Here is a 12252-nt window from a genome sequence, read left to right on the forward strand (position 1 = left end):
CATGCTTCCCCCTTATAGAAATCCGTTTTCTTGTAAAAAGCTTTCGTTCATTGAACCTGTTCGTTTTACAGGTTTAGAAATAAAGCGCTCGATATATTTACCGATCATGTCACACTCAATGTTTACGATGTCACCGGCATTCTTTTCTCCGATAACAGATTCACTTACTGTGTGCGGGATGAGTGAGATGGTGATGGAAGATTCATCTATATCAAATATTGTTAAACTCGTTCCATCAATAGCAACGGATCCTTTATGCAAACAATAGCGCAGCAATTCATCAGCAATAGCTATTTTGTAATAGACGGCATTATAGTGTTGTTTTTTATTTAATATTGTTCCGATGCCATCAATATGTCCTGAAACGAAATGTCCACCGAATCGTCCGTTTGCAGCCATCGCCCGTTCTAAATTTACTTTAGAGTGTGGCTTAAGCATGCGAAGTGATGTGGATTGCATCGTTTCAGGCATTGCGTCCACTGTGAATGAAGTTGTTGTGAAACTCGTTACAGTTAAGCAAATCCCGTTAACCGCGATACTATCACCTAAGTGAGCATCTGATAAAATTTTATTTGCGTGGATCGTTAACTTCATCGCTTCTCCGCTTTGTTGCATGTTTGCAATCGTTCCTAACTCTTCTACAATTCCTGTAAACATTCCGTCACCTCGCTTCGGGCATTCGCAACGATTTTTATATCATCGCCAATTTGTTTCATCTCTTGAATTTCCAAGGAAAGTGCATCTTGTAATGCTGCGAAACCATTTCCGCCAAATAAAGTAGGGGCATCATTCCCGCCAATTAATATCGGGCTTATATAAGTTATAATTTCATTGAAATGCTTTGTTTGTAAGAAGCTTGCATGAATCGATTGGCCTCCTTCAACGAATATAGAAAGAATTTGCTTCTCTCCAAGAAAGAAAAGGAGATCCTCAATTTCAATTTGCTTCGTTTTCATTTGGAATATAGCTACATTTTCAGATTCATAAGAAGCTATTTTCTCTTTATTTACATCCTTACCGACAAAAATCCATGTCGGTGCTAAACCATCTGTTATGACATGAGAAGATGGTGGTGTTCGTAAATGGGTATCTAAAATAACGCGTATAGAATGTTTACCCCCGTTAGGAATTCTTGTCGTTAAATGCGGATTATCAGCTATAACTGTATTTACTCCCACGAGAATCGCATCATGTGTATGGCGATATTGGTGAACATCAGCACGTGCTTCTTCACCTGTAATCCACTTACTTTCACCAGTGACAGTTGCTGTTTTCCCATCTAAGCTCATCGCTGTTTTTATGGTTACAAATGGACGTTTCGTTTTCATGTAGTGAAAAAAGAAACGATTTAATAAGGTGGCTTCTGCTTCAAGAACACCGGTAGTTACGTCGATGCCAGCTTTTTCTAATCTCTTTTTTCCATTACCAGAAACGAGAGGGTTGCAATCAAGAGTAGCAATTACAACCCGTTTGACTCCGTTTTTGATGAGCGATTCACAGCAAGGTGGTGTTTTTCCGAAATGGCTACAAGGTTCAAGTGTTACATACACGGTAGCTCCTTTTGCTTTTTCACCAGCCATATGAAGAGCATGAACTTCTGCGTGTTCTTCACCAGCACGTAAATGAGCGCCCATACCGACGATGTTTCCATCTTTTACAACAACAGCACCAACCATAGGATTTGGACTTGTTTGTCCGGATGTTCCTTCTGCTAACTGTAGGGCAATCCTCATATATTCTTGATCTGTCATTCTCTTCACCTCTCCTGAAAAAATCAAAAAACCCCAAGGATTTTATATCCTTGGGGTTTGGGAGACGTGATTTCTAGAAATATAGTTCGAATACGAAAGTATAGGAAAGAAACCTAACGATGATTGATATTTTTGCATAAGGAAAAAACCTAGCAAAATATCGAATTTTTCAAACGCTAGTCGTATCTTTTTATTCCAGTATAGAAACATAAGTATACAAAATAAAACATATATAAAGATTCAAAATGAAACTTTAAAAATATGCATACTGAAATAAAAGTGTATTCGCTATATAAAATTACTAGAAAACATATCCTTCTCCCATCCAGACTATACTGTCGGCCCTAGAGTTTCACTAGATCCACCGTTTTCGAGTTGAAAACGGGTCACGGACTTAGAAGTTTGCACTTCATCACCGCCGGTTGGGAATTTCACCCGACCCCGAAGGATGTTGTTTGCTCAAATTATAGCACAAAAAAGAAAAAAGGCTAGTGAAAAATATTCGAATGTGAAGAATTGTGTGAAAATATATGTAGCCTAGCATGGAGACAAAAGTGTGAGAAATGTTGTAAGGAGAAGGGATATAACGGAGGTGTAAAAAAGAAAAACATGCACAAAAAAATGTGCATGTCACATGTGAAATTATTCTGCCTCTGGTGCTCTAACAACAGATTCGAATTTACCTTTATGCGAAGCATCGCAATAAGGCATATTTTTTGATAAACCACAACGGCATAAAGAAAAAGCCGGTTTTGCTGGGAATATATTCCCTTGTGAATCGACTAATTCCACGTCCCCTGTAACGCGAAAAGAGCCATTATTATTTACTTTAATTTGTACTTTAGCCAACGCTATCCCTCCTTCCCAAACGCTTAATTTCATCATATAATCAAGAGAAGTACTTGACAATATCAAATGAGCACTTTCTTTGGGAGAGAAGAGAGTGTTATAATGTTTTTTATAACTGACTAGAGTAAGGTGACGAAAGATGGATAAACAATTACGTACATTACGAAATATTGCAAATGAGCGCACGTGGGCATCATTTTTGAATGATAATCATCCATATAGTTTGTTACACTGGTCCATTGCAGGTGTAGGACAAGAGTCAAAGGATGTTTGGTTACTTCAAGATGAGGTAACATTTCAAACGACAGAATTTCCAACGTTAGATGATGCAATGCAATGGATTTCTGAAAATATGGAACAAGTTACAGATGTTTTAGCGCAATAAAAAAACAGGCTTATGCAAGCCTGTTTTTTGTTTCTTTTACATATGAGTTTAAAAATTGATCAACGGCTGCTTCATACTCTTCTTTATTTTCGTTATAAGAGCAAGCGTGTGCGCCGCGTTCTGCAATATAAAGTTGTTTATTGTTTTCTTTTGCTTCATATAGTGCTTTCGTCATATCAGCTAAAATATAATCATCATCTTTACTGTGAATAAAGAGGATGGGATTGTTAATATTTTTTATACAATCGATTGGTGAAACTTCGCGAATCGTATAACCGTCACGCACTTTTAAAAAAGCATTTGCTAAAGGTAATAAAGGCCATTTAGGTAAATGGAATTCAACCTTTAAACGGTGTTGTAATTGCCCGTAGAAATCAGAAAAAGGACAATCTGCAATATAGAAATCAGCACCATCTTCTACAAGTCCTGCGTATTGAAGAAGTGTTGCAGCTCCCATAGATTCACCATGAATACCGAGTGTTATATTTGTTCCAAAACGATTTTTTAGCCAGTCAACTACTGATTTTAAATCATGTTTTTCATAGTATCCATAGCTTGTTGTTTTTCCGCCAGTTTTACCATGACGACGATGATCATAAATAATGACATTATACCCTCTGTTTAAAAATAACCGTGCATATTTTACAGAGTTCATTTTATTTACAGTTACGCCGTGACAAAAAATCATAAACTTATTGGAATGACCAGCAGGAATGTAATATCCGTGAAGATCATATCCGAATTGCGAAGGAATGTGAATTTCTTCTTTATGAAGAGCATCAAAATCCTCTATACGAAAATGTTTTTTCGTTTCTCTTTCGAGTACTTCTTCCTCTGTTTTTTTCTTTAAGTACATCACTTTATTTGTAAAGAAAATCCCAAGGGCAGTTATCGCACCTAGTATAGTAAACAATGCTGCAAAAAAACGTTTCATACTTTACCTCATCCTCCAAATACCGTTACATGTGATACACTTATATTGTATCACAATGATAGAAAAGGGGAGAAATAGGAAATGGTGTATATACAAAAAATTACGCCAGCGATGAAAGAAACAATCCGAATGTTCATGTGTGAGAACTGGGGGAGTTCATTGATGGTTTCACGTGGGAAGGGGCATCAGTTAGAAGAGTTGCCAGGATTTGTTGCGCTCTTGGATGACAGAATAATCGGAATTGTAACGTATGAAGTGATCGGAAATATGTGTGAAATTGTGTCGTTAGATAGCTTTGAAGAAAGAAAAGGAATAGGGACAAAACTTGTGGATTGTGTATTACAGGTTGCAGAAGAAGAACGGTGCGGGCGGGTTTGGCTCATAACAACAAATGATAATATGAATGCGTTACGTTTTTACCAAAAACGTAATTTTGTGATGACAAATTTATATGTGAATGCAGTAGAAGAGGCACGAAAAATCAAGAAAGAAATTCCACGTATTGGGTATGATAATATCCCAATTTTACATGAAATTCAGTTAGAGTATCGTTTAGTATGATGATGTAACAATTTTCAGAAATATAAGTTATTAACCTTGACGAATATTGTAATTTAGGTTACCGTAAAATTGTAATCTATTACCATATTAAGGGGTGACGATGTGGCAACTATACGTGATGTTGCAAAATTGGCAGGTGTTTCAGTCGCAACTGTTTCACGAGTTATTAATGAAAAAGGATACGTTCATGAGGACACAGTAAAACAAGTAAAGGAAGCAATTGAGGAATTACATTATAGGCCAAATAGTACAGCAAAGCCATTGTTTAAAGAGAATTCAACAATAATTGCATTACTTGTAGATAATTTATATAACCGATCAAACATCACTTTGCTACATTGTATTGAGGAAATAGCATATAAAGAAGGATATCAAATCATTGTTTGTAATATAGAGAATAAAGATAGATACATACATATGTTGAAGGAAAATAACGTTGCAGGTGTTATTTTGACAAAATCAGTTTTTAAAAGTATAGGAGAAATTCCATTTCCATTTGTTGTGATCGACGAAAAAAAATCCCATACAAATTATTATGAAAGTGGACAAAGAGCGGTTTCTGTATTAAAAGAAAAAGGCTGTCACTTCCTTGCTTATTTCGGTGAGGGAGAAGATAGTGAAGAAATGGAAGAGCACATATCGGGGTTTTTAGATACTGTTTGGGAGGAAGGAATCTCTTATCGAGAAGAATGTGTACAAGGGTATACGAATAAACAGTTTATTACATTATTGCAAACTTATCCGTATATAGATGGCATTGTAACTTCAAGTGATAAGATTACTTTTGAGTTAATGCGAGCAGCGAAAAATTTAAATATCCGTATACCAGATAAATTGAGAATTATTGGACTGAACGGGAGTATAGACAGTGAGTGGACAGGTCCGTCATTCATGCAAATGGAGAGTTGTGTCGAAGAAAATGGGAAAATAGCGTTGCAACAATTAAAAGGAAAAATAAAAAAGTAAAAGGTGCGTATAAAACGCACCTTTTATAATGTAATGGCGGCAATAAAGCCGAATATAAGTAACGGTATATTATAGTGTAGAAACGTTGGTACACATGTATCCCATATATGATGATGTTGACCATCAGCGTTTAAACCGGATGTTGGTCCAAGTGTACTATCTGATGCTGGTGATCCTGCATCCCCTAACGCTCCGGCTGTACCGATAATTGCAATTGTAGCCATTGGACTAAATCCAAGCTGCATGCAAAGAGGTACAAAAATTGTTGTTAAGATAGGGATGGTTGAAAAGGATGAACCAATTCCCATCGTAACGAGAAGTCCAATCACAAGCATAAGAAATGCAGCGAGTGGTTTGTTATTTCCAATTATATGTGCACTCGTTTGCACAAGAGATTCAACATGTCCTGTTTTTCGAAGAACAGCGCCAAATCCAGCGGCAGCGATCATAACAAAACCAATAAAGGACATCATGCGCATGCCGCTTGTTAATATTGCATCTGCTTCTTTAAGAGGTAGACTACCACTTACTGATAAGACGATAATCCCTGCTAAAGCACCGAAAATCATTGATTCTGTTGCTAATTGAACAGTTAATGTAGCTATGATAGATAATAATCCGAAAGTAATGCTACGTTTTGTGTAGGGAACGATTTCATTTGCAGTAGTATGAACTTGTTCTGTTTCATACGTACGAGGTTTCCGATACGTAATGAATACCGCTACACATAATCCAATAATCATACCGATTGCTGGAATAGTCATTGCTTTTGGAATAAGTGTAACATCAAATGTAAGGCCGCTTTGCGCAGCATTTGTTTGCAATACGTCATGATAAATTTTTCCGAACCCCGCTGGAATCCACATATAAGGAGTAATCAATCCGAATGTAATAATACATGTAACAAGTCTGCGATCCACTTTCAGCTCATTTAGTACTTTTAATAGTGCTGGAATTAAGATGGGGATGAAAGCGATATGAACTGGAATCACATTTTGTGAGAAGCAAGCCATCGTTAAAATGATGAATAAAATAAGTATTTTAGAATAAACTTGTTTTTTCGTGTCTTGTTCATTGCCAATCCATTTTAATGCAGTTTGAATCATGGCATCTGGAAGTCCTGTTTTGGAAAGGGAAATAGCGAAACCGCCAAGCATTGCATAACTTAAAGCGATTGGGGCGCTGTTTCCAAGGCCAGTTGTAAAAGTGTTAATCGTTTCTGAAATACCGAGTCCGCCGATAATTCCGCCTGTTAAAGCTCCAACAATGATGGCGACAATGACCTGGACACGTAACAAACTAAGCAATAGCATAACTGCTACTGCGACGAGTACAGCATTCATAATAAATGTAATCTCCCTAAATTTTTATTGTGCTAAGGCAAGTAAATATGAAGCACTTTGCTATATTTATACATAGTTGCGACATATTATTATAAATTGTTTTCTATGAAATGTAAAAGAGCCTTTGTTACTAATGCTGAAAAGCTAGCTCTTGTTTAATTGCTTGTAAAGAATTGGCGAATAATTCTGGTTCTTCTAAATCAGGAGAATGTGCTGAATTTGGGAACCAAATCATTTTTTTTATGGGTGCTGCTATCACATCGCAATATTCCTGAACGAGTGCATAAGGAGTTTGATAATCATATCGACCAGAACAAAAATAAACCGGAATAGATAAACTTGAAATAGAAGAAAAGAAATCGATTGTCAGCATTTCTTCCCATAAAACACCAGATTTTAAATTTCCTGCGAGAAACTTGAACCAATCTAATAGTGTATATTCAGGAGAAAAGAAGCCTTTTCGTATGAAAGAAAAGGAAGATCCGTTTTGGATTGCTCCTCCGAATGTGCCAAGCCATTTTCTTTGAATAATAAGGCGTCTCGTATCTAAAAATGGTGGTTTGCCTAATTTTAAAAGGGACGCTAATGCTTTTTTATGATCATGTTTTTTTGCAGAACGAATTAAATGCTGATATAGCAATTCTTCGTTTTGTTTCATATGTACAATCTGCCCAATACCGATGTAAGCCTCGATATACTGTGGATATTGATGTGCTATGTTAAGCCCAATAATACTTCCCCAAGAATGACCAGCGAGAAATAGTTTCTGTTTATTGAACTTTTTAAGTACATATTGAATCACTTCTTTTGCATCGGAAACGAATTGTTCAATTGTAAAATTCGCTCCGAAATCTTTCATTGAAAAGGATTTACCTGCCCCGCGCTGATCCCAATTAATAACGATGAAGTGTTTCTCCAATTCTTTTTGAAAATGACGAATAAATCCGATTTGTGCCATGCCGGGTCCACCATGGCAGCATAATAAAATAGGTTGCTCTATGTTTTGCCCGCGAATAAGGAGAGTTTGTTTTCGATTATGAATCATAACGCTTTCCATCGTAGCAATACTATTAGGAATGAGTTGTTTATTTTCATTATAAAACTGTGGGGTATGGCTACGAAAAAGCATATTGAAAACCTCCTTTTCTGAAATCGTATGAATCGCACAGGCTATTTGTTTTGCATATACTGTTAGAAAATCATTGTAACATATCATACTAGTGTCATTTCAACACGGGAGGAGGGAAATTGTGACGATTGGAGAAATTATAGATTGCTTAAATAGACGTGAATCCATCGCTATCATAGCAAAACGTCTTGAAATAAGCCCGTATACATTATCAAAGAAGTTAAGATTGATTGGATATGAATATGATGGAGAACAGAAGAAACGTATTTTTGTAGGAGATGGAGAAGAACCTCGTCACTTACAACTCCAAGAAGCGACAGCCCTTCAATATGCGAAAACGGATTATCAATTATTAATTTATGAACAATTACAAAGTATTTATGAATTACTAAGCAAGAGAGAAGAAGTAATCGCGCCCATTATGAGTATAAGTACAGAAAAAAAGAAACGTACTTTTTCTATTAATAAAGAAATATTAGCAAAACTAGACGTTATATCAGAAGCGAAAGGAATTCAAAAATCTAAACTTGTAGAAGAGGCGTTACAACAATTTTTACAGCAATATGACTTTAACAAAACAGCACGTTTGGATGACTAAAGAAAAGGATACTAAGTTCATTGTAAGAACGAGTATCCTTTTTAGGTTTTACTAATATTGTGGATTAAGTAAGTATAAGTGTACCCTTTACAATAAAAATCTGGATCGCATATTAGGGAAATACTTAATTTGTTTTTTGAATTCTACCATCAATAATTGGCTGAATTGGTTCTTTTAATTGTTTTACATAATCGACTAGCGCTTCAAAGTCGTTTGGACCAGTTTCTGAATTCTTCCCATTTTTAAATGATACGAATCCGTCACCGCCAGAAGCTAAGAAAGCATTCGCAACTACGCTATATGTTTTAGTTGGAGATAACTCCTCGCCATTTGTTAAGCGTATATTCGTAACCTTTTCACCGTTTGGTTTATTTGCATCCCACGTATATTGAATACCTGAAATTTGAAGCATTCTTGTTGTTCCTTTTTGCCATTGCTGATTTAAAATGTCGCGAATATCTTGACCTGTTAAATCTACTTTAATCAATTGGTTTCCAAAAGGCTGAATGCCATATAATTCGCCCCAAGTAATATCGCCAGCATCTAAGTCATTACGAATGCCACCAGGATTCATAAGTGCGATTTGAGCTTGCATTGTTTGACGCTGAGCGTCGGCAATTACATTCCCAAGAGTAGATTCACCAGCATCATTTTGTTTACGGTCGATAGGTGCTGTAGATTTTCCTACAACTTCATTTACAAGAGGTGCGATCTTTTCTTTATATTGATCTATTTTTTGTTTTACTTCTTTATCAGGTTCCACACCTTCATGATATGTTGTGATCACTTCAGCTTTTTTCTTTACAATATCTTTTGTTTTACGATCAATTGTTACATCTACGTCTGAGAAAGCTGTTCCGTAAGAGTTCGCTTGGACGATTAGTTTATTATTTACAGTACCATTTACATACGTGTGACTATGCCCACCGAAAATAACATCAACTTCTGGATCTGTTTCATTTGCAATTCGAGTAAGGTCTCCATTTGTCACGCCAGATTCATCAGTTGTTCCGCCGACATGGGCAAGGACGACGATGGATTTAACACCGAGACGCTTTAATTGTTGCGTTGATTTATTAATTGCTTCTACTTCGTCAGTGATCTGTACATTTTTAAGCATAGTAGGCATCACGACATTTGGTGTATCAGTTGTAACAACGCCAATGAATCCTACAGGAACACCATCTACCATTTTTACAGTAAATGGTGGTAAAAATAAGCGGCCAGTTGATTTGTTATAGAAGTTAGCAGCGACGTAAGGGAAGTTAGCACCTTTGAAATTCCCCGTTTTCTCGTGATATCCACCGTAAATGAGGCGTTTCATTTCATCGATACCTTCATCAAATTCATGGTTTCCGATTGTACCGACATCGAATTTTAAGTCATTCAAAAATTCAATCGTTGGTTCGTCTTGTAACAATGCTGAAACTGGTGGACTAGCTCCGACAATATCGCCAGCATGTACGAGAAGTGTATTCGGGTTTTGCTTTTTACGTTCTTTTAAATAAGTAGCTAAGTAATCAGCGCCACCGGCTTCTTTGTTATTAATTTTTTTAACAGTATCTAGTTGTCCATGGAAATCATTAATACCAAGCATTTGTACGTCTATGTAGCGGTTTTGTTCAGCTGGAGTCTGGGATGGGGGAGCGGCAAATACAGTTGAAAAGGTAATGGTGCTTAAAACGGCAACAGTAGGAATGATTTTTTTCCACATAATTCATTTCTCCTTTTTTTATAATCTGACATCATACGACATAATTTTAATAGATTCATAGGATTATATCTATATAAAAATTTAGTTTTTTCGAAAAATTAACATATTTACAAAAGGTGAATAATAGAGTAAAGAACCTTTTTTATTGTCGAGTTCATTGTGTATCTACTATAATGGAGAAAAAAGTAAAAGGTGAGTAGCATGAAGAAAAAGAAACAAAGACAAATGCAAAGACAATCGCAAGTAAATAAACCAGAGAAAGAGTCGCTTACATTAGGCGATCAATTAAATGATTCACTCGTGCAGCAATTAAAGAATAAGAAGAAAGAATTGCAAGTGAGAGAAGAGAAAAAAGAGGCAGCTGAACTGGAAAGAAAGCGTCAAGAACAAAAAGAACGTGAAAAGAATAAATCATTTGAAGAACTGCTAAGTGAAAGTAGCCTTACTTGGAAAGACTTTAAATAATATAAAAAAATGATCAGTGTATATCGCTGATCATTTTTTTGACGAGTTTGTAAGAAAAGGGGAGTGTAAAATGAGAAAAATTGTAGTCGTTCCGCATGAAAATCATTGGAACGAAAAATTTCAAATAGAGGCCGAACGATTAAAATCGGCGATGCCAGAAATGGTGAAAGTCCATCATATTGGAAGTACGTCAGTGCCAGGACTGGCAGCTAAACCAATTATAGATATGATTATGGAAGTAGAGAGTATCCACAGAGTAGATCATTGGAATGAACGTTTTATAGAGCTTGGTTACATCGCAAAAGGGGAAAATGGTATTTCAAGACGTCGTTATTTTATTCATGGAACTGAGGAAAAACGCTCGTATCACTTACACGTGTTTGAAAGAGGAAATCCTGAGATAGTAAGGCATTTAGCATTTCGTGATTATATGATGGCCCATTGCGAAGAAGCTGAGGCATATGCAACTTTAAAGAAAGAATTAGCTGAAAAGTATACATATGATGGCACGTTATATTCGGAAGGGAAAACTGAATTTGTACGTAATGTTGATGAAAAAGCGAAAGAATGGAAAGAAGGAAATGTGAATAATTGAGTTCACGTTTTAGTGTATAAAATTATTATGTAAACTGTACATATGTTTTGACTTTTTGGTTGAATCTTGTTCAAATAAAGTGGTGGCTTATAAAAAATGTAAGAATGAGAGGGAGACGACTGTGCACATTCCAACAACTACACTTCATAATGGCGTGAAAATGCCGATGATTGGTCTAGGCGTTTATAAAGCGAAAGAAGGCGACGAAGTAAAACAAGCAGTAAAAACAGCGTTAGAAGTTGGATACCGTTCGATTGATACAGCGACTGTATATGAAAATGAAAGCGGTGTCGGAGAAGCGGTTCGTGAATCAGGAATTCCGAGAGAAGACATATTTATTACAACAAAAGTTTGGAACGACGATCAAGGATACGAGGAAACACTTGAGGCGTTTGAAAAAAGCTTAAAGAAATTACAAATGGACTATGTAGATTTATATTTAATACATTGGCCAATAAGAGGAAAGTATGTTGATACGTACAGAGCGTTAGAAAAACTGTATGAAGAAGGTAAAGTGCGCGCGATTGGTGTTTCTAATTTTCATAAACATCATTTAGAGCTATTATTACCAAATTGTAAAGTAAAGCCGATGGTAAACCAAGTAGAACTTCATCCGATGTTAGCGCAATTTGAATTGCGTAATTTCTGTCAAGGTGAGCAAATTCAAATGGAAGCATGGAGCCCATTAATGAGAGGCGGGGAAGTATTCGAGCACCCGGTTATTCAGGCCATTGCTACTAAATATGAAAAAACACCTGCGCAAGTTATATTAAGATGGGATATTCAAAGCGGGGTCGTGACAATTCCTAAATCTGTTACACCATCTCGTATTAAGGAGAATTTTACTATCTTTGATTTTGCACTAACAGAAGAAGAGATGAATCAAATTAATACGTTAAATCGTAATTTACATGTAGGAACGAATCCTGATAAATATGATACGCTATAAAAAGACGCTACCA

General features: G+C 36.2%; 14 protein-coding genes and 1 riboswitch. Of the genes, 7 read left to right on the top strand and 7 right to left on the bottom strand.

The window, feature by feature from the left end:
- Positions 1–12: 12 nt before the first annotated feature.
- The 3 genes from ribE to BAQ44_RS30265 form a co-directional block, all read right to left on the bottom strand.
- Positions 13–657 carry a riboflavin synthase subunit alpha gene (ribE, locus tag BAQ44_RS06160; protein WP_061678118.1) on the bottom strand — a complete coding sequence of 215 codons (645 nt, stop codon included), beginning with the start codon at positions 655–657 and terminating at the stop codon, positions 13–15.
- Positions 639–1751: a bifunctional diaminohydroxyphosphoribosylaminopyrimidine deaminase/5-amino-6-(5-phosphoribosylamino)uracil reductase RibD gene (gene ribD, locus BAQ44_RS06165; RefSeq protein WP_061678119.1), complete on the bottom strand. Its 1113-nt coding sequence runs from the start codon at positions 1749–1751 to the stop codon at positions 639–641. The genes ribE and ribD overlap by 19 nt, the downstream gene beginning before the upstream one ends.
- Before the next feature lie 309 nt (positions 1752–2060).
- Positions 2061–2204: riboswitch (FMN riboswitch) on the bottom strand.
- Between the two features lie 189 nt (positions 2205–2393).
- Positions 2394–2600 carry a CDGSH iron-sulfur domain-containing protein gene (locus BAQ44_RS30265; RefSeq protein ID WP_071721222.1) on the bottom strand — a complete coding sequence of 69 codons (207 nt, stop codon included), beginning with the start codon at positions 2598–2600 and terminating at the stop codon, positions 2394–2396.
- A gap of 139 nt (positions 2601–2739) precedes the next feature.
- Here BAQ44_RS30265 and BAQ44_RS06175 point away from each other — a divergent pair, with 139 nt between their 5' ends.
- Positions 2740–2985: a DUF2552 family protein gene (locus BAQ44_RS06175; protein ID WP_000360810.1), complete on the top strand. Its 246-nt coding sequence runs from the start codon at positions 2740–2742 to the stop codon at positions 2983–2985.
- Between the two features lie 10 nt (positions 2986–2995).
- Here the strand turns inward: BAQ44_RS06175 and BAQ44_RS06180 are convergent, their stop codons facing one another.
- The gene (locus BAQ44_RS06180; protein WP_063260879.1) at positions 2996–3919 is read right to left on the bottom strand and encodes an alpha/beta hydrolase; all 924 of its coding nucleotides are present in this window, start codon (positions 3917–3919) and stop codon (positions 2996–2998) included.
- An 81-nt stretch (positions 3920–4000) separates the two neighbouring features.
- Here BAQ44_RS06180 and BAQ44_RS06185 point away from each other — a divergent pair, with 81 nt between their 5' ends.
- Together BAQ44_RS06185 and BAQ44_RS06190 are read left to right on the top strand one after the other, a co-directional pair.
- The gene (locus BAQ44_RS06185; protein WP_071721224.1) at positions 4001–4480 is read left to right on the top strand and encodes a GNAT family N-acetyltransferase; all 480 of its coding nucleotides are present in this window, start codon (positions 4001–4003) and stop codon (positions 4478–4480) included.
- A 102-nt stretch (positions 4481–4582) separates the two neighbouring features.
- A complete protein-coding gene (locus BAQ44_RS06190) occupies positions 4583–5446 on the top strand; it encodes a LacI family DNA-binding transcriptional regulator (RefSeq protein WP_071721226.1) in 864 nt (287 codons plus the stop codon).
- Positions 5447–5469: 23 nt separating this feature from the next.
- Here the strand turns inward: BAQ44_RS06190 and BAQ44_RS06195 are convergent, their stop codons facing one another.
- Entirely contained in the window at positions 5470–6789 is a 1320-nt protein-coding gene (locus BAQ44_RS06195) for a Na+/H+ antiporter family protein (protein WP_061678124.1), read from the bottom strand.
- A 130-nt stretch (positions 6790–6919) separates the two neighbouring features.
- A complete protein-coding gene (locus tag BAQ44_RS06200; protein ID WP_071721228.1) occupies positions 6920–7918 on the bottom strand; it encodes an alpha/beta fold hydrolase in 999 nt (332 codons plus the stop codon).
- 121 nt (positions 7919–8039) lie between these two features.
- On the opposite strand from BAQ44_RS06200, the gene BAQ44_RS06205 reads away from it, so the two are divergent.
- Entirely contained in the window at positions 8040–8516 is a 477-nt protein-coding gene (locus BAQ44_RS06205; protein ID WP_000151918.1) for a ribbon-helix-helix domain-containing protein, read from the top strand.
- 124 nt (positions 8517–8640) lie between these two features.
- Here BAQ44_RS06205 and BAQ44_RS06210 read toward each other — a convergent pair whose 3' ends face one another.
- A complete protein-coding gene (locus tag BAQ44_RS06210; protein WP_071721230.1) occupies positions 8641–10230 on the bottom strand; it encodes a bifunctional metallophosphatase/5'-nucleotidase in 1590 nt (529 codons plus the stop codon).
- Positions 10231–10431: 201 nt separating this feature from the next.
- On the opposite strand from BAQ44_RS06210, the gene BAQ44_RS06215 reads away from it, so the two are divergent.
- The 3 genes from BAQ44_RS06215 to BAQ44_RS06225 all read left to right on the top strand — a co-directional run bounded on the left by BAQ44_RS06215 (position 10432) and on the right by BAQ44_RS06225 (position 12239).
- Positions 10432–10695 (top strand): YqkE family protein, encoded by a 264-nt coding sequence (locus BAQ44_RS06215; RefSeq protein WP_071721232.1) that lies wholly within the window; start codon positions 10432–10434, stop codon positions 10693–10695.
- 70 nt (positions 10696–10765) lie between these two features.
- Positions 10766–11290, top strand: a complete 525-nt coding sequence (locus BAQ44_RS06220; RefSeq protein ID WP_071721234.1) for a GrpB family protein — start codon at positions 10766–10768, stop codon at positions 11288–11290.
- Positions 11291–11411: 121 nt separating this feature from the next.
- Positions 11412–12239, top strand: coding sequence for an aldo/keto reductase (locus BAQ44_RS06225; RefSeq protein ID WP_071721236.1), 828 nt, complete (start codon positions 11412–11414; stop codon positions 12237–12239).
- The last annotated feature ends 13 nt before the right edge of the window (positions 12240–12252 follow it).

It is taken from the genome of Bacillus mobilis (genome assembly GCF_001884045.1).
Lineage (GTDB): Bacteria > Bacillota > Bacilli > Bacillales > Bacillaceae_G > Bacillus_A > Bacillus_A mobilis.